General features: G+C 59.3%; 13 protein-coding genes. 6 read left to right on the forward strand and 7 right to left on the reverse strand.

What is annotated here, in order from left to right:
- Window positions 1-185 precede the first annotated feature (185 nt).
- From ACLI1T_RS03705 to ACLI1T_RS03720, 4 genes are all read right to left on the reverse strand, one after another.
- Window positions 186-1,118, reverse strand: a complete 933-nt coding sequence (locus ACLI1T_RS03705; RefSeq protein ID WP_411703057.1) for a hypothetical protein — start codon at window positions 1,116-1,118, stop codon at window positions 186-188.
- Window positions 1,119-1,535: 417 nt separating this feature from the next.
- Complete coding sequence (gene pgi, locus ACLI1T_RS03710; RefSeq protein WP_411703058.1) at window positions 1,536-3,173, reverse strand: glucose-6-phosphate isomerase; 1,638 nt, start codon at window positions 3,171-3,173, stop codon at window positions 1,536-1,538.
- A gap of 97 nt (window positions 3,174-3,270) precedes the next feature.
- Window positions 3,271-4,617 (reverse strand): Na+/H+ antiporter family protein, encoded by a 1,347-nt coding sequence (locus ACLI1T_RS03715; protein ID WP_411703059.1) that lies wholly within the window; start codon window positions 4,615-4,617, stop codon window positions 3,271-3,273.
- Between the two features lie 65 nt (window positions 4,618-4,682).
- Window positions 4,683-5,006, reverse strand: a complete 324-nt coding sequence (locus tag ACLI1T_RS03720) for a chorismate mutase (RefSeq protein ID WP_005279891.1) — start codon at window positions 5,004-5,006, stop codon at window positions 4,683-4,685.
- Window positions 5,007-5,103: 97 nt separating this feature from the next.
- On the opposite strand from ACLI1T_RS03720, the gene pcrA reads away from it, so the two are divergent.
- Window positions 5,104-7,647 (forward strand): DNA helicase PcrA, encoded by a 2,544-nt coding sequence (gene pcrA / locus ACLI1T_RS03725; protein WP_411703060.1) that lies wholly within the window; start codon window positions 5,104-5,106, stop codon window positions 7,645-7,647.
- Here the strand turns inward: pcrA and ACLI1T_RS03730 are convergent.
- The 3 genes from ACLI1T_RS03730 to ACLI1T_RS03740 form a co-directional block, all read right to left on the reverse strand.
- Window positions 7,644-8,402 (reverse strand): M23 family metallopeptidase, encoded by a 759-nt coding sequence (locus tag ACLI1T_RS03730; RefSeq protein ID WP_411703061.1) that lies wholly within the window; start codon window positions 8,400-8,402, stop codon window positions 7,644-7,646. The genes pcrA and ACLI1T_RS03730 overlap by 4 nt on opposite strands.
- A 423-nt stretch (window positions 8,403-8,825) precedes the next feature.
- A complete protein-coding gene (locus tag ACLI1T_RS03735; RefSeq protein ID WP_411703062.1) occupies window positions 8,826-10,466 on the reverse strand; it encodes a histidine-type phosphatase in 1,641 nt (546 codons plus the stop codon).
- A 248-nt stretch (window positions 10,467-10,714) separates the two neighbouring features.
- Window positions 10,715-11,470, reverse strand: coding sequence for a M23 family metallopeptidase (locus tag ACLI1T_RS03740; protein WP_023025928.1), 756 nt, complete (start codon window positions 11,468-11,470; stop codon window positions 10,715-10,717).
- A 517-nt stretch (window positions 11,471-11,987) separates the two neighbouring features.
- Between ACLI1T_RS03740 and ACLI1T_RS03745 the strand changes: the two genes are divergently transcribed.
- From ACLI1T_RS03745 to ACLI1T_RS03765, 5 genes are read left to right on the forward strand one after another with little or no spacing between them, the layout of a single operon-like run.
- The gene (locus tag ACLI1T_RS03745; RefSeq protein WP_198010495.1) at window positions 11,988-13,718 is read left to right on the forward strand and encodes a DUF6350 family protein; all 1,731 of its coding nucleotides are present in this window, start codon (window positions 11,988-11,990) and stop codon (window positions 13,716-13,718) included.
- Window positions 13,719-13,740: 22 nt separating this feature from the next.
- Complete coding sequence (purN, locus tag ACLI1T_RS03750) at window positions 13,741-14,349, forward strand: phosphoribosylglycinamide formyltransferase (protein WP_411703284.1); 609 nt, start codon at window positions 13,741-13,743, stop codon at window positions 14,347-14,349.
- Window positions 14,350-14,376: 27 nt separating this feature from the next.
- Entirely contained in the window at window positions 14,377-15,909 is a 1,533-nt protein-coding gene (purH, locus tag ACLI1T_RS03755) for a bifunctional phosphoribosylaminoimidazolecarboxamide formyltransferase/IMP cyclohydrolase (protein WP_411703063.1), read from the forward strand.
- Window positions 15,910-15,940: 31 nt separating this feature from the next.
- On the forward strand, window positions 15,941-16,933 hold the full coding sequence (locus ACLI1T_RS03760) for a hypothetical protein (RefSeq protein WP_411703064.1): 993 nt from the start codon (window positions 15,941-15,943) through the stop codon (window positions 16,931-16,933).
- 32 nt (window positions 16,934-16,965) lie between these two features.
- Window positions 16,966-17,583 (forward strand): hypothetical protein, encoded by a 618-nt coding sequence (locus ACLI1T_RS03765; protein ID WP_411703065.1) that lies wholly within the window; start codon window positions 16,966-16,968, stop codon window positions 17,581-17,583.
- The last annotated feature ends 23 nt before the right edge of the window (window positions 17,584-17,606 follow it).

The following is a 17,606-nucleotide window of genomic DNA, read 5'->3' on the forward strand; positions in this document are numbered from 1 at the left end:
TCTTCTTACGCTCGAAGTGCTCCCAGAACTCGCGCTCGCCTCCCCAGATCCGTTATTGCGATCGATCGCCCGACTTTGTTCGAAACGCGTGGGCATGAGGGCCGCTTAGGAAGCACCGCCTGGAAGCCCCTCGAACACCACGAAAGGTTCACGCTACTATTTCCTGGCCGATGCTCTCTTCGGCCTCATTCCTGCGGATCAAGCTTTTCCACGACCTTCCAGAATAGGCTCGGATCCTTGGCCCCCTGACTACCCGCAGTACTATCCCACCTACAAACGTTGCCGGGCGTAAAGGCTGGAGACTGTTTGTTAGATGCAATGATCAACCGCTCACCGTGTTCGAACAACTTAGGAGTGAGACTTCTCCATGCGGTGACCGACCTCGTCAAGAAAATGCTAGCACCACCGGCGAGCGCCTGTTCAAGAAGGTACGCTGTGTACTCTTGGCTAGGCAGGTTTGAATTTTCGATCTTTCCGGTATCCGCCTTGTCGGAATGGTAGGGAAAATATTCAAGCACAGCAAACTTTTTTCTTAGAATTCCGTAGGCACGGTCAAGACTCGAAGGAAAATTCTCACCTTCGGCAGCCAGAACAACTTTATGAAAGTTCTCGATCGAGGGATCTTTGAGTTTTCTCAGCTCGCTTCGAGCCTGCTGAGAGGACAGCGCAAGTAGCAGGAGCTGAAAGCGGGAACGCCGCGCAAATCGGTACTCCCATCCAGATTTCGTTTCGATTTCGGCACCGAAGTACCAAGTGTGAGGCGCACTATAGAGTTCTTTGCCACTCTCACCGAGATTCGGAGTGGGTTCAGCCCAATACATTTCCCTTCTCTCGCCGGAAAGATTGGCGAGAATATCTTCGTGCTTTGGTTTGAAAGCCCTGTAGTCGCTAGAGATTTCCTTTTCATAATCGTCCGAAAGTGCGCCGCCAGGATTCAGCTGCAGCGCTACAAAAGAGGCGGTGGCAGGATCCCCAATGAATGGCTCAGGTAGAACTTTTAGCTGAAGCTTCCTCTTATCGTCTGTAATTTCATCAAACGAACCAAGGCACCCCTTATCACAATCCGCCACGTACTCGCCATCACCGTTGATAGCTAGATCTTTCCACGAGTTTCTCATGAGCCCATGCTAGCATTGCCGCGCCCCAGAGGCTCGGGAGATTAACCGTGGAAGCGCCACCCTCCACTGCGACGCACCTCCACAAGCTGGAAGAAATTACCGATCTCGGCGTCGCCGCTAGGGCGACGAAGCGGTAGGCCCTTGAAGAAGGCCCCTTCCGCTCCACCACTTCGAAGTGGCGTACCGAGTTAGCCGAGAAGACCTCGACGCCTACCCTACTGCTACCCGCCGCCGCTCCACAGCTTCATCAAAGTGGTCGTAAATGCGACACGCCGCCTTGTTGAAGAGCCGCGCGTGCAATTCGTTTTGATGCTGGCCGGTGCGGATTGTCTGAATTTGAGGGCAGATTTTTCAAGAACGCGGTTGTTGTGGACACTTTTACGTGCCTTGGGCGCATGACCCGGTCGCGGGCCGAAACTAACGGTTGGCGCGGTACCAGCCGATGAGCTTATCGGTGGACTGGTCGCCGGAATCTACCTCTTGGCTGCCGGAGACGGCAGGGGCCAAGTCATTGGCCTGCTGCTTGCCCAGCTCCACGCCCCATTGGTCGAAGGAGTTGATATCCCAGATGATGCCCTGGGTAAAGACGATGTGCTCGTAGAGCGCGATGAGCGCGCCCAGGGTGGAGGGGGTAAGCTCCTCGGCCATAATCGTGGTGGTGGGGCGGTTGCCCGGCATCACCTTGTGCGGAAAGAGGTCTTTGTCAACGCCCTCAGCGGCGATTTCTTCTGCGGTCTTGCCGAAGGCTAGCACCTTGGTTTGCGCGAAGAAATTGCCCATGAGCAGGTCATGCATCGAGCCGGTGCCGTCCGCGGTGGGGAAGTCCTCCTTGGGACGGGCAAAGCCGATGAAGTCCGCCGGGATGAGGCGGGTGCCCTGGTGTATGAGCTGGTAGAAGGCGTGCTGGCCGTTGGTACCCGGCTCGCCCCAGTAGATCTCGCCGGTATTTCCAGTGGTGACCGCGGTGCCATCGCGGCGCACGGACTTGCCGTTAGATTCCATGGTCAGCTGTTGCAGGTAGGCCGGGAAGCGGCCGAGGTCCTGCGAGTAGGGCAGGACAGCGTGGGTTTGGGCGCCAAAGAAATTGGTGTACCAGATGCCCAGCAGGCCCATGAGTACGGGCACATTGCGCTCTAGCGGGGTGGTGCGGAAGTGCTCATCCATGGCGTGGAAGCCTTCCAACAAGCGCATGAAGTCCATCGGGCCAATGGTGCACATCAGGGACAGGCCAATGGCGGAATCGAGGGAGTATCGCCCGCCCACCCAATTCCAGAACGGGAACATATTGTCCGTGTCGATGCCGAATTTCTCCACCTGCTCCGCATTGGTGGATACGGCCACGAAGTGCTTGGCGACTGCGGATTCATCGCCACCGAATTGATCGATGAGCCAGCGGCGGGCCGCGTGCGCATTGGTCAGGGTTTCCTGCGTAGTAAAGGACTTGGAGGAAACGATAAAGAGGGTGGAGCCGGCATCGAGTCCGTCCAAGGTAGCGGCCATATCGGAAGGATCCACGTTGGAGACGAACTCCGCGGAAATGCCGGCCACCTCATAGGAGCGCAGGGCCTGTGCGGCCATGGCCGGGCCGAGATCGGACCCGCCGATGCCGATATTGACCACCTTTTTGATGGTGTGGCCGGTATGCCCCAACCAAGATCCGGAGCGCAGGGCGGTGGCGAAATCGCGCATGCGTCCCAAGACCTCGTGGACATCGGCGGCGACATCTTGGCCATCGACGTGCAAGTCATCTTCTACCGGCAACCGCAGGGCGGTGTGCAGCACGGCGCGATCTTCGGTGTTGTTGAGATGCTCGCCTGCAAACATGGCATCGCGGCGGCCTTCCACATCGGCGGCGCGGGCTACCTCGACCAGGTGCTGGAGGACGTCTTCATCGATGAGGTTTTTGGATAAATCCACGTGCAGGCCGGCGGCATCAAAGGTGTAGTTCTCGGCGCGGTTTGCGTCAGTGGCGAAGAGCTCGCGCAGGCGCATGTCCTGCTTTTCTTCATAAACCTTGACCAGGTCTTTCCACTGGGACGATGCGGTGATATCCATGGCAATTGGCCTTTCTGGCGACGAGCGCATTGGCAATGTGTACCCCTCCCACCGTAGTCGAGAATGAGTGCCAACGGCACCGCGAAGAGTGTGGTATTTAAAGGATGAGGGCGCCTATCCAGCCGGCGATAAGTAGTGGAATATTGAAGTGGATAAAGGTGGGGATGACGGAGTCACGGATGTGATCGTGTTGGCCATCGGCGCCGAGGCCGGCGGTGGGGCCGAGGGTGGAATCGGAGGCGGGGGAGCCGGCATCGCCAAGCGCGCCTGCCGTACCAATGAGCGCTACCGTGGCTGCAGGGCTAAAGCCGAGCGAGGCGCACAGGGGAACGTAGATAACGGAGATGATGGGCAGGGTGGAAAAGGACGAGCCGATGCCCATGGTGACCACCAGGCCGACTAAGAGCATGGCGCCTGCGGAGAGGAACTTATGGGTACCAAAGAGGTTGGCGGTGGCATCGACAAGCGGGCCGACTTCCTCCGTCGCCGTCATGACGGAGGCAAAGCCCTGCGCGGTGATCATGATAAAGCCGATAAGAGCCATCATTTTCATGCCGTTGGTAAATACGTCATCGGCGTGCTTCCAATCCACCGCGCCGGAAATGAGCAAGATGCCCAGGCCGGTCAAAGCACCGACGAGCAGGCCATCGGATTCGAAATCGAGCGCCTGCATGATGATTTGCACGGCGAAGGTGGCAATAATCGCCAGGATGGAGACCCAGATTTTATACCGCGAGGGCGTTTCCTGGTGCTCTTCGGCGGCAATGGGACGATCCTCGTACTCGCGCGGTGCGCGGTAACTGATAAAGATGGCGATGAGTAGGCCGGCGAGCATGCCCAGGGCGGGGATGGCCATGACCTGCATAATATTGATATTGGAGGTATCCAGGCCGGCCTCTTCGATATTAAAGAGCAAAATATCGTTCAAATAAATGGATCCGAAGCCCACCGGAATGAACATGTAGGTGGTGATAAGGCCGAAGGTCAGGCACGTGGTGATAAGGCGTCGATCCAGCTTGAGCTTATTCATCACCGCCAATAGCGGCGGGACGAGTAGCGGGATGAAGGCGATGTGGACGGGGATGAGGTTCTGGCTCATCACGGCCATGGCGATAAGGCCAATAACGAGCATCCACTTGGTGGTGGCCGCGGCCTTGGGATCTAATTCGCCGGTGCCGCCGAGCTTGGCGATGAGAAAGTTAGCCAGGATCTGCGGCAGCCCGGCGGAGGCAACACCCATCGCAAAGGCGCCCAAGAGGGCATAGCTCAGGGCAATCTTGGCGCCGCCACCGAGCCCGTCCTGGAAGGCGAGCATGGTGGCATCGAGGCCCATGCCGGATAGCAGGCCGCCGACGATTGCGCCGATGAAAAGCGCCACCACTACGTGCACGCGCAGGAGGGCGAGCGCGAGCATGACGATGACGGCGATGAGTACTGCGTTCATGCCCCGAAAGCGTACTGCATAGTATGGGTGAGCTCGTAATTAATCCGAGGGGTTGAGTGGTGGGTTTAGCCTAGGCGTCCGCGGCCCATGCGCAGCAAAGCAGAGGCGATGGTGGGGCCTTCCTCGCCAAGCTCCGCGCGAAACTCATTGAGGATGGCGATCTCGCGGGTGTGTACCAAGCGCGTGCCTCCGGAGCTCATGCGGGTGCGGCCCACCGCGCGGGAGACCTCGGTGCGGCGCTTGACCGCATCCAAGATGATCTGGTCAAGGCGGTTGATTTCCTCGCGATACTGCTGGATTTCCGCATCAGATAGGGGATCATCCGTGCCGGTGGGCGTGCGGATATCCAAGCCATTGTCAACGATGGATTCATTATCTTCAGCGGTCATGGTCCCTTATTGTGCCACTTGGTCAGGTATTTAGAAAGCGCAGTGTATGCCGCAAATACCGGCCATGTCCGGTGGGACTAGTAGGTTGGTAGGCATTATGACGAATAACTCTCCATTTAGCCCTTCTTCCACCCCGCGCGAACCCGCATCCGGCACTACCTCCCGCGGCGGCTTTGCCCCTAGCCAGCCCGAACAGCAGAACCCTTTTGGTAGCACGCCCAGGCCCGCGGAGTCCGATCCTTTAACCCAAGGTTTGAACCCGCAGCAATTAGAGGCGGTCACCCATACCGACAGGCCCCTGCTTATCGTCGCCGGTGCGGGTTCCGGTAAGACGGCGGTGCTTACCCGCCGCATCGCGTACCTCATGCGTCACCGCGGGGTTAACCCGTGGGAAATCCTCGCCATTACCTTTACCAATAAGGCCGCCGCAGAGATGAAAGAACGCGTGGGCTCTTTGGTAGGACCGGTGGCTGAGCGCATGTGGGTATCTACCTTCCACTCCATCTGCGTGCGTATTTTGCGCCAGAACGCGCAGCTCGTACCGGGGCTTAATACCAACTTCACCATTTATGATGGCGATGATGCCCGCCGGCTTCTATCCATGATTGCCAAGGACATGCAGCTGGATTTGAAGAAGTACACCCCGCGAGTGCTGGCGAACCAAATCTCCAACCAAAAGAACGAGCTCGTGGGCCCGGATGAAGCGGCCGAAAAAGCGCAGCAGACCAAGAATCCGTTTGAGACAACCGTGGCGGATGTCTACGCCGAGTACCAGCGCCGCCTGCGGGCAGCCAATGCGGTGGACTTCGACGATCTCATCGGGGAAGTAGTACGCATTTTCACCGAGCACCGCCAGGTGGTGGAGTTTTACCGCCGCCGGTTTAAGCACGTGCTAATTGATGAGTACCAGGACACCAACCACGCCCAATATGCGCTGGTAGCAGCGTTGGTGGGCAAGGGTGAGCTGGGCCCCGATGCCCCAGAGCTGTGCGTGGTGGGTGATTCCGATCAGTCCATTTATGCCTTCCGTGGCGCCACCATCCGCAATATCGAGGAATTCGAGCGCGATTACCCGCAAGCACACACCATCTTATTGGAGCAGAACTATCGCTCCACGCAGACCATTTTGAACGCGGCCAATGCCGTGATTGCGAAAAATGAGAACCGTCGGGAGAAAAACCTGTGGACCGCGCATGGCGATGGCGAATCCATCGTGGGGTATGTGGCGGATAATGAGCACGATGAAGCCCGCTTTATCGCCGCGGAGATTGATGCGCTGGCGGATAAGGGCCATAGTTACTCCGATATCGCCGTGATGTACCGGACGAATAATGCCTCCCGCGCGCTGGAGGATATCTTCATTCGATCCGGCATCCCCTATAAGGTCGTTGGCGGAACCCGCTTTTATGAGCGCCGCGAAATCCGCGATATGGTGGCCTACCTGCGCATTATGGATAACCCGGACGATACGGTGAGCCTGCGCCGCATCATCAACGTTCCCAAGCGCGCCATCGGCGATAAGGCCCAGGGCCAGATTGCCCTGCACGCGGAGAACCAGGGGATAAGCTTTGGCAAGGCGCTTGCCGATGTCCCCCGGGGCGTCGTCCCCGGTCTTGGCACCCGCGCTGTCAATGCCGTTACCAAGTTCAACGACATGATGGATGGCATCCGCGCACAAATCCCAGGCATGCGCGATGAGGTGACCGGCCAGCCCGATTTGGGCGAATTGCTCACCGCCATCCTGGATGCCACCGGTTACAAGGCGGAGTTAGAAAACTCCAACGATCCGCAGGACGGTGCGCGCCTCGATAACCTCAATGAGTTGGTCTCTGTGGCCCGCGAATTTACCTCGGAGGCCGCCAACCAGATGGCCGCCGCTGGTGCGGATGCCGTCGATCCCAATGAGCTTTTAGAAGAAGGCGAAGCCGCGCCGGGCTCGTTGCAAGCCTTTTTGGAGAAGGTCTCCCTAGTCGCGGATGCGGATCAGATTCCGGATTCTGAGACCGGGGTAGTAACCATGATGACCCTGCATACGGCGAAGGGCTTGGAGTTTCCCGTCGTCTTTGTCGCCGGTTGGGAGGACGGCCAATTCCCGCACATGCGCTCGCTGGGTAACCCGAAGGAATTGAGCGAAGAGCGCCGCCTGGCGTATGTGGGTATCACTCGCGCCCGCGAAAAGTTGTACCTCACGCGCGCCATCTTGCGCTCTGCGTGGGGCAGTCCGGTAACCAATCCCGCCAGTCGCTTCCTCGCCGAGATCCCAGAGGATCTCATCGACTGGCGGCGAGAGGATTCCGATAGTGACCTCACCGGTTCCTGGGGAGCCGATGACTATCAGTATGGCCGGAGCTATCGCCGCGGTTCTAGCGGCGGCTATTCCGGTGGTGGGGGTGCTGGGTTTGGCCAGCGCGCTACGTCTTCCCCTTCGCAACGCACTCGCCAGCCTGCAGCTAATTCCATGCCGAAGAATAAGAACCTCAACCTCGCGGTAGGAGACCGTGTCAACCACGCGAAGTACGGGCTTGGAACCGTGATTGAAACGGCCGGTTCCGGTGCCCGCGCCACGGTGACCGTGGACTTTGGTTCCTCCGGCAAGGTGCGGCTCATGCTCATCGGCGGTGTGCCGATGGAAAAGCTCTAGACCGAAATCCCGCGTTCGTCGAACCAGCCCACTGGGTCAACGGCTGCGCCGCCGCCTGGGTGAATTTCGAAGTGCAGGTGCGGGCCGGTGGAGTGGCCCTCACTGCCGATATCCGCAATGTGGTCGCCGGCCGAAACGTGGTCGCCCGCGTTGACGCGCAGCGAGTTGGCGGGCATGTGGCCGTAGACAGAGATGCTGCCATCGACGTGCTGGATGCGAATCCAGTTGCCAAAGCCTTGTGCCGGGCCGGAGTTAATGACTGTGCCGTCCATGACGGAGTGGATCGGTGTGCCGACTGGGTTAGCTACGTCGATGCCGTTGTGCATCGCGCCCCAGCGCATGCCGAAGCCTGAAGTCAACGTGCCGGAGGTGGGGAAGACCACCGTATTACCAGATGCGTCCTTGCCACGCTCAGGGGTGAGGCCGGAGCGGTCTCCCTCGGGAGCGAAGGCCTCTCCAAGGCCAGGAACGGAGGAAGGGTCTAAGACGATGTTGACCCCGCCGGAGTCATTCTGGCTAAGTTTCGGGGTGGCATCGCCGTTGAGCACACCAACGGCGGTATTTGCGAGGCCGACGGCGGCGTCGATAACGCCCGCGTTGTCGACGTTGGTGGCTTGGGGCTCAGAGGAGCCATTGGAAACGTCCACGCTGGCCACTGGATCAGCAGCAAAAGCGGAGGTGCCGGTAGCAAAAACGGTGCCAAGCGTGATGATGCTTAGCGCTACATTCCTGCGTGCACGGTTCATGCGCTTCATAAGTTTTAGTCCTTTTCATGGCTGTGCATGGTCTCGAGGCGTGCAAACCTTAAAGGTTTGGCGTCTTTCAACTGCCCCCTGCGACACGCCGGGGAATGGAAATACCCCATTTGGCGTTCGCTTGTGGCAACGAGTTAAAAGTTAGCCTGCCCATGGGTGCCGCGCAATCTGGAAAAATGCTGGTAGAAACCACGATCATTCGAAAAGTTTCGAACATGCCAGCTTGTTGCGCGTGTTACGAAAGTGGCTAAAGTTGCAGGTTTGAAGTACTGGTTTAAGCTCTGGGGGTAGCTATCGGGGGGGTAGGGTGGTTTGAGCGCTGGGGAAGGACCGTAAAAAGCCGTCTACCTGCGACAAGGCCCTGTACTGGACTCGGCTGAAAGCGTCTTGTGGCCCCGTCGGGCGGGGCCATCCCTAAGGGCGCTAGAAAGGGAGCTGACTGCTAAATTTCTGCAGTTGCTGTTGAATTTGTGGGCCGAAAGCGTTGACCGCACCGATTCCTATACCGATGGCCAGTGCGCCCGCAAGGGCACCGATGATCCCCCAGAACTGCGGCTTGGAAGAGAGGGAATCAGCAACCGGTGGCTGGTGATCTGTCGCGTCTTCAGCGTCTATGAGGTGGGCTTGAGAGTGATCTGAGGTGGAGCCTAAGGGCAAGCAATCTGCCAGCTCTTCGATAGTATAAAAAGTTGAGTCGGCGGTAATGGGCTCACAGCCATCGTGGAATGGGATTTCCTTTTCGTTGTAGAGCATCCGCACGAGGGTCTCTCCGCGATCATTTTGGAATGCATCCCATTGAATATTCGCTCCCATCGGCGAGACGGCATCACCGCGCCAAGCGGAGTTATCCCAGCTGTATAAATCATCTTCTGGGACACCCTGCTCGGAACCGGGCAGCTTCAGTAACGCGGCAAGCGGCATGATTGTCTCAGCGTGGCCGAAGCGATAATTGGCGGCTACCTCGCCGCCAGCAGCGCGGTCCTCAACGTTTCTAATCATCTCTTCGAGCAGTGGTTCATAGTTGTCGTAGGCAACTGTCTGGCCCTGGATAGCTGGGCCTTTCTCGTAGAAGTCTTCTACGTCAAGCAGGTACGCGAAGGTCGGTCCGTTAGTATCGTCCATGTACTCATCAAAGATCCACCCCTCCGCCGGGGCCTTTTCCTCGTGCTCCAAAGCTGGAGCGATGATGTATAGGTTGTAAAACTGCAAGGCCGCATCGACGATGCCTTCAACGGATTTATCGTCCTTTTCTCGGGCGGAAAAGTGAATGGAACCATCTGCTAAAGCATTGATAAATTCCGGCGCAAAAATCTTAGCCAGTAAGCTGCGTGCAGCCTGTTGTGACTCTGGCTTGGCGTAGGCCTGTTGTACCTTTTCCTGTAAAACCTGAGAGTCCTTCCACTCCGTATGGCGCTGATAGGATGCAGCGTTTTTATCCTTGTGTGCGTACATCAGGTCAGGGCGTGCGGCGATGTTGACGTGGCCGTCTGTCATTTCATCATCCAAGTGCTCAGCCAGTGCGGGAGACTGTTCCAGTAGACCTTCCCCGAAGTTCCACCCAGAGTCATTGGCGCGGTCCTCTCCTGAGGAAGTAAAGCTCACCTTGAGGTCTTCGGCAGCAATCGATTCCAGTAGCTCCGCATTGCGCTGTGCATTGCGCTTGCCGATGCCCCCGAGCTCTTCTCGTCCCACTTCCGTCAGGTTTCCATAACCGGCTTCTTGGCCAGGGCCACCGGATAGCTCTTGGTTTACCGTTATCATGGCCTCCACTTGCGGGATGAGCTTTGTGCCGAGCTCGGTGAGCTGACCGCGTTGTTGGGCATACTCCAGCATCTGCTGTGCGAGGTCGTCGTATTTAAAGCTTGATAGCCCGCGGGATCCGTGGCGATCTACCGTTGAGGTGTAAATCTGGTGAAACCCACTGGGGGCTTCGGCGTAGCTTGATCCCTGTGGCTGGTAATGCTGCTTGGTGGAGTAGTAGGTGGTGCCTTCGGAAGCCAGAGCTGGTGTGGGCGCGAGGGCACAGCTAAGGGCAGTGATGAGGGAGAGAGTGCGTGTCCGCATATGAGTATTCCTTGTGGAGGGCTGGATAAAAAGACAGCTGACAGCTTAAGGGCCGCATCTTGCAAACACATGGCATGTAGGTAAATTGCGGGAATACTTTTCGGCCCTAGGCGGTGTGTACGACGCGTTGGCGAACGGGGATTGATTTTTGCGGTTGCGAGCGAGCGGAGGTGGAAGGGTGCCGCTAGGTATAGCAAAAGCGCCGCAGGGGATATCTGCGGCGCTTTAACAAGAAGGAAAGAAGGCTCTTAGAGCTGGATGCCTCGCTCGGCCAGCCATGCCTGTGGGTCAACGGCGTCACCGGAGTTCGGGTGAACCTCGAAGTGGAGGTGGGAACCGGTGGAGAAGCCCATGGAACCCATGCCAGCGATCTTCTGGCCTGCGTGCACGTGTTCGCCCACGGCAACGTCGAGGGTCTGCATGTGGCCGTATACGGTCATGGTGCCGTCATCGTGGAGGATGCGGATCCACTGGCCGTAGCCGGAGGCTGGGCCGGAATCGATAACGGTGCCGTCCATGATGGAAAGGATGGGGGTTCCGATGGCGTTGGCGATGTCAACGCCGGAGTGGAACGAACCCCAGCGCGGGCCGAAGCCAGAGGTGAAGGCGCCTTCAGCGGGGCGGGCAATGGAAGGGGCGCGAGCTGCAAGGTCCTCGGCGGCGCGGTCAGCGGAAGCCTGGATGGACTTGCTCAGCTGGTCAACCAGGTTGGTGACCGGCTTTGCCTCAGCCACGTTGAGGATCTGCGGCGCAGCATCGGAGGAACCGGCTGGGGCGTCATTAACCTCGGAAGTATCAGCGGCAAGCTTGTAGTCGACAGACTGCGTCGTGGTGGTGGTAGATGCAGTGTTGTCGGACTCAACGTTTGCGGCAGCTGCGCCGCCTACGCCGGCGGTGGACACGGCACCGGCTGCAACGGTCATGACAGCGATACGACCCTTTGTGGTCTGCGAGGTGACAATCTTGCGATGGCGGCCGGCGCCACGCTGAACTTTGCTTCGCATTAAATCTTCTTTCGTGTCTTTCACAATCTTCAAAAAGAGCGTTACATCGTCTCTGGGTTAGTTACGAGATTGTGACCTTCTTGTTACCAACGAGATGTAACAGTAGCGTCTCAAAAAGATAACAGCAAGCCAAAAGTGAATATTTTCTCGCGCTGGTCTGGAATAAGCCTACATGCAGGCAACTTCTGGAGAATTTTACGCATAGTGCGATATAAATCTCTTAAAACCAAGCCCCCGTGGTAGCCCCGAAGCTGTAACAGTGCGCCTTCGGAGCCGGTTGCGGAGGCGCCGTGGCGTGAAATTACTGTGGCCAGTGGGGGATAAGGGGGAAAACTTCATTCCTTATATATATGTCTACAGTAGTTACTGAAGAACTCCACGGTGATTTTGGAAGTGCCTCGTCGCGCCACCCCGCTACCGCGCGCAAAAGGTGGCAAAGTGGACGCCGATGAACAAAAACACCAGCCCCCAATCTCGGTCAACGCCCCGCCCGCGTAGCCAGGCGCGGGGCCGGACAGTGCAGACAGAGCGCGCCCCTCGTGCGCCCCACGCCACAGCGACGCAAAAGCCGCACAATTCCGCAGAACGCGTCGCGCGCAAAGCTGGGTCGAAGGCGAAGGCCCGTCGCACTCCGGCCCCGCTGACGAAAGCGGGGCGCATCCGCCAATTATTCATGTCGGCGGCTCTGCCGAATATTATTGTTGTCCTTATTATTGTGGCGCTCGCTTTTGGCGCGCTCTTGCTCTTTGGATCGCCCCTCGCATGGTTGCCCACCATCGTGGCGGAAGCGTGGATGGTCTTTAACCTCGCGCCGGTATCGGCGGCCGGGGTGGACCTGTCGTTCTTGCCTGCCTTGCCCGCCCTCATCCTCGCCACGGTGGTGGCGGTGCGCGTGCGCGCCGCGGTAAAACACAAAGTCAGCGTGAAGGACCTAGCCATACTCGTCGCCTGCGTGGTTGGCGTCCCCGTGGTGTTGACCTGCATTGCCTGGGTGATGCTGTGGGATGCCGGCAAGGTCTTTGACGTTTCCCCGCCCAACCTTGCTGCCGCGCTGGCCCGGGTTATCGTGGTGCACTTGACCGCGATGGCAGCGGGCATGGGTACCCGCTTGTGGCGCGCCTTGGCTAAGCGCTATGGCGCCCCGCCGCTGCTTGTCGATGCCGCCCTTATTGCCCTGCGCTACCTCGCCTACCTCGCCATTGGCGCGGCAGTAGTCTTCGTGCTGGTCTTCATCGTCAACTTCTCGCGCCAAGGGGAGATGATGGATGAGTACCCTTCCATATCCGGGCTGGGAATTTTCACCCTCATCTTGTTGAGTCTGCTGTATATTCCTAATGCCATCGTCAGCACCGGAGCAGTGCTGGTGGGGTCGGAGTTTTCGGCAGGAGAAGCGCAGGTAAGCCTTTTTAGCACCCACCTTGTTCCGCTGCCGCCGCTGCCGATTACCGGTGGCATTCCGGCCTCCTCGCCGGGGTGGGCGGTTGTGTTCATGGTGGTTCCCCTCATCGCGGCGACGCTGTCCTTGTATAAGAAGCGCCCATCCTTCCAGAAGGTGCTTGCAGCTACGGTGGCTACCGCGGTCATCATGTTCTTCGCGTGCTACCTGGTCAGCGGCACGCTGGGCTATTACGGCCACACCGGCCCGCACCTGTGGACCGCTGCCGGCCTTGCCGCGCTGTGGTTCGCCGTCGTCGGTTTGGCCGTCGCGGCAGCCTTTGCGTTCATGACTTGGCGGGACGCTCGTGCAGCCGAGGCGGAGGCTACCGAAGAGGATTCAGACGGTACCGAAGAGTCGGCAGAAGATTCGGCTGCAGAGGACACCGCTGACGCAGAGAGGTCTGATGTGGACACGGACGATGCAGAAAATGCTGAAGCCGACGATGCTGATGCCGAATCTGGGGAAAGCGAATCCGACGAGGATGAATCGGAGTCGAGTGACGGCGATGCCGCTGAGTCCGCTGCGGAAGAAACAGAGGATGCAGCCGACGACGATGACGCTGCCGCAGAATCCAAGGGCAGCGCAGACAGCACCGACGAGGTCATCGAAGGGGAGGTCGTTGAAGACAGCGACGACGACGATGACGCGGAAAGTACCGCGGGCGATGGTGGGGAAGAAGGGGCATCGGAAAGCAGCGAGCGCGAAGCGGCTGAAGACCCCGAGATCCTGGAAGGCGAGCTCGTGGAAGAGGACGCAGATGAGGGCAACCCTGACGCGGCAGATTCTACTGAAAGCGGTAGGAGGGACTAGGCTATAGCGCGTGACTTCACCGATGCCACCACGCGCTACTGCTGCCACTGATCGCCTACGAGTTGTCGTGCTTGTCTCTGGGACGGGCTCGCTTTTGCAAGCCATCTTGGATGCCCAAGATGGGCGCTACCGTGTGGTGAAAGTGGTGGCGGATAAGCCGTGTCGAGGTATTGACCGCGCCCGAGAACGCGATATCGATACCGAGATCGTGGAAATGGGCGCGGACCGTGCCGAATGGAATACATGTCTGGCTGATGCAGTAGCTGCTGCGCAGCCAGACATTGTTGTTTCTGCAGGCTTTATGAAGATTTTGGGGGAGGGCTTCCTCCGCCGCTTCGAAGGTCGCACCATCAATACCCACCCGGCGTTATTGCCCGCGTTTAAGGGCGCGCACGGGGTGCGCGATGCGTTGGAATACGGCGTGAAGGTCACAGGCTCTACTGTCCATTTCGTGGACGCGGGAGTGGATACCGGCTCCATCATTGCGCAGCGGCCGGTGGCCGTTCGAGCAGACGATGATGAAAGTAGTCTTCACGAACGCATTAAAAAGGTAGAGCGCGAACTCATCGTCGATGTGCTGCGCGCGGCGCAGTCCCGCGGCGAGGAACTTTTTATTCAACTCGCAGACTAAGACTTTTCGAAAGGCTTAATCCTCCTCATGAGCGAAGACCGCAAGCAGGTAAAGCGCGCACTCATTAGCGTGTACGACAAGACGGGGCTGGAGGATCTGGCCCGCGCACTTGATAAGGCAGGCGTAGAGATCGTCTCTACCGGTTCCACCGCCAAGAAGATTGCAGACCTGGGAATCGAGGTCACCCCGGTAGAAAAGCTCACCGGCTTCCCCGAGTGCCTGGAAGGTCGCGTCAAGACGCTCCACCCGCGCGTGCATGCCGGGATCTTGGCAGATACCCGCAAGGAAGACCACTTGGCGCAGCTCAATGATCTTGAGGTAGAGCCCTTCCAGCTCGTCGTGGTCAACCTGTACCCCTTCCAGGAAACCGTAGCCTCCGGCGCGGACTTCGATGGATGCGTGGAGCAGATCGACATCGGTGGGCCTTCCATGGTGCGCGCGGCGGCCAAGAATCACCCGTCCGTTGCCGTGGTCGTGGATCCGGCGCGCTATGGCGAGGTAACCCAGGCCGTTGAAGAGGGTGGATTTAGCCTTGACCAGCGCCGAGGGCTTGCCCGCGATGCCTTCCTCCACACCGCTAACTACGATGCGGCGGTTTCCGCATGGTTCGTTGACCAGCTCAGCGAAGGCGAGGAGACCACCTCGCTGCGCTACGGCGAGAACTCCCACCAGGCCGCCACCGTGACCCGGATTGGCACCAAGGGTCTGGCTAACGCCAAGCAGCTCAACGGCAAGGAAATGAGCTACAATAACTACCAGGACGCCGATGCTGCGTGGCGCGCGGCCTGGGACCACGAGCGGCCCTGCGTCGCGATCATCAAGCACACCAACCCGTGCGGCATTGCCGTATCGGACGAGTCCATCGCTGCAGCCCACCGCGCGGCGCATGCCTGCGACCCAATGTCCGCATTCGGCGGCGTCATCGCCGTCAACCGCGAGGTCAGCGTAGAGATGGCCGAGCAGGTCAAGGGCATTTTCACCGAGGTCATCGTCGCACCCGCCTATGAGGATAAGGCGCTGGAAATCCTGCAGAGCAAGAAGAACCTGCGCGTGCTTTTGGCCGAGCCAGAGGAACAGGGCGAGGAGCGCAAGTACATCTCCGGCGGCGTGCTGCGCCAAGAACCGGATACCTACCAGGCCGAGGGCGATAAGCCCGAAAATTGGACCCTGGCAGCGGGCGAGGCCTTGAGTGACGAGGATTTGGCCCAGCTCGAATTCGCCTGGCGCACGGTGCGCGCGGTCAAGTCCAATGCGATTTTGCTGGCTAAGGACAATGCGACCGTGGGCGTGGGCATGGGCCAGGTCAACCGCGTGGATTCCGCCAAGCTTGCGGTCGAGCGCGCCAATACGCTTGCCGATGCCACCAACCGCACCCAAGGCTCCTTCGCCGCCTCCGATGCCTTCTTCCCCTTCGCCGATGGCTTGCAGGTGCTTCTCGATGCCGGCGTCAAAGCCGTTGTCCAGCCCGGCGGCTCCATCCGCGATGAAGAAGTTATCGAGGCAGCTAAGGCCGCTGGTGTTACGATGTATCTCACTGGAACGCGCCACTTCGCTCACTAGCGATAGCGCCCGAGACCTAAGGAGCCTGGCCATGTTCGCACCAACCCACACCGCACCGAGGCGTACTACACCGAGACGCATGGCGCTCGGCGGCCTAATGATCGCCGGGGCGCTGTGTCTTAGCGCGTGCGGGCAGGGCGAGCAGGAGCCGGAATCAGAGCCGGGCATCGCCAAGCAGGCGACGTCGCGCTCTACGGAGAGCGCGGCGGATAGGGCGGCGGATAGGGCGGATAGCCCTCGCGATGCCGCAGCGCAGGATGAGGCTGCGCCGGCTGATGCCCAATCCGATGCCGCGAAAGCTGCCGAAGATGGTGGGCCGGCTGTGGCTGGTGACCTGCAGCGCGAGCTCGACCGCATTGCCGCCAACTACGGGAATGTAGGCATCGCGGTATCGGATGGAACCACTACCGTTGCCGCCGGGCGCACCGCGCCCGAAACCGCCTGGTCCACCTCCAAGGTGCCGGTGCTCATCGCGGCCCATCGCGCAGGGCTCATCGGCCCCGACGTGGTGACATCTGCGATTACCTATTCCAATAATGAAGCGGCGCAATCTGCCTGGGACGCCCTTGGCGGCGGAGCGCAAGCCGCCCAGGCCGCGCAACAAGTGCTTGCCGAGGCCGGCGATACCACCACCCAGGTACAAAGCCAGGTCACCCGCCCGGAATTTAGCGCCTTCGGGCAAACGCAGTGGAGCGTGGGCGACCAAGCCGCATTCATGGCGAAGCTGCGCTGCGTCAACGGTGCGGAGCCCATCCTCAGCGCGATGTCTACGCCCGACCCCGCCCAAAGCTATGGCCTACGCAATCTAGAGGGTGCTGCCCTTAAAGGTGGCTGGGGCCCAGATACCGCCGGCGGCTATGATGTGCGGCAGATGGGTCTTGCCACCATCGGCGGCCGCGAGGTTGCGGTAGCACTCATCGCCTCGGCCCCCGATGGTCAATACGCCTCCGCCCAACCAATACTTTCGGGCATGGCGGTCGATCTTTCCAAGGCCGACGTTGCTTGGCCGACCCCAGCTTGTTAGCCCTCACCCCGGCTTGTGAGAAAGGACTTATCATGCCGCACTTTAATCTAACTTCAGGTTTGCGTTGGGGACTGCGCCTCGGCGCGGTAGCGACTGCGGGCATCGTTTTAAGCGCCTGCAGCAATGGAACGGATGGGGAGCAGCCCGAATTTTCTGGTGACAGCGGCATGACCACCGTAGAGGGCACGACGGATACCTCCGCAGAAGAAACCTCGACGACCGAGTCCCCGGAAACCGAGGAGAAAGAACCACCCGTGGTGACGGTGACCGAAACCGAAAAGGAACAGGCACAGGCACAGCCACCGAAAAACAATAATGGCGGCGGAGGTGACCTCATCGATGGCCTGGGTGAGTACGGCTGGACCGATATTAATACCTACGCCAATTGCCACCGTTTTGAGCGCGTCGTCTTCGCAGGCAAAGGTCCAGACGGCAGAGCGATTGTCTGCGAAAACACGGGAGGAACGCTGACCTACCGGTCGACCATCTTCGGCGGCGAGTTTACCGGGCCAATCATTGGCCAAGATAGTGGCAACTACTACGTGGATGCCACGCCCTCGACCATTGTCGTAACCCCCAGCGGGATTAGCGTGCGCGAAGGCGGCGGACTGGCCGCCACCGCGGACTTTACTCAATCCTGGCAACGTTAACCACTGGTAAGTGGTTAACGACG

The organism is Corynebacterium tuingiense (assembly GCF_046718165.1).
Lineage (GTDB): Bacteria > Actinomycetota > Actinomycetes > Mycobacteriales > Mycobacteriaceae > Corynebacterium.

Excerpts from the sequence above, each read along its gene's own strand:
- ACLI1T_RS03705 (WP_411703057.1), bottom strand. The coding sequence starts at position 1,118 with ATGAGAAACTCGTGGAAAGATCTAGCTATCAACGGTGATGGCGAGTAC.
- pgi (WP_411703058.1), bottom strand. The coding sequence starts at position 3,173 with ATGGATATCACCGCATCGTCCCAGTGGAAAGACCTGGTCAAGGTTTAT.
- ACLI1T_RS03715 (WP_411703059.1), bottom strand. The coding sequence starts at position 4,617 with ATGAACGCAGTACTCATCGCCGTCATCGTCATGCTCGCGCTCGCCCTC.
- ACLI1T_RS03720 (WP_005279891.1), bottom strand. The coding sequence starts at position 5,006 with ATGACCGCTGAAGATAATGAATCCATCGTTGACAATGGCTTGGATATC.
- pcrA (WP_411703060.1), top strand. The coding sequence starts at position 5,104 with ATGACGAATAACTCTCCATTTAGCCCTTCTTCCACCCCGCGCGAACCC.
- ACLI1T_RS03730 (WP_411703061.1), bottom strand. The coding sequence starts at position 8,402 with ATGAAGCGCATGAACCGTGCACGCAGGAATGTAGCGCTAAGCATCATC.
- ACLI1T_RS03735 (WP_411703062.1), bottom strand. The coding sequence starts at position 10,466 with ATGCGGACACGCACTCTCTCCCTCATCACTGCCCTTAGCTGTGCCCTC.
- ACLI1T_RS03740 (WP_023025928.1), bottom strand. The coding sequence starts at position 11,470 with ATGCGAAGCAAAGTTCAGCGTGGCGCCGGCCGCCATCGCAAGATTGTC.
- purN (WP_411703284.1), top strand. The coding sequence starts at position 13,741 with ATGCCACCACGCGCTACTGCTGCCACTGATCGCCTACGAGTTGTCGTG.
- purH (WP_411703063.1), top strand. The coding sequence starts at position 14,377 with ATGAGCGAAGACCGCAAGCAGGTAAAGCGCGCACTCATTAGCGTGTAC.
- ACLI1T_RS03760 (WP_411703064.1), top strand. The coding sequence starts at position 15,941 with ATGTTCGCACCAACCCACACCGCACCGAGGCGTACTACACCGAGACGC.
- ACLI1T_RS03765 (WP_411703065.1), top strand. The coding sequence starts at position 16,966 with ATGCCGCACTTTAATCTAACTTCAGGTTTGCGTTGGGGACTGCGCCTC.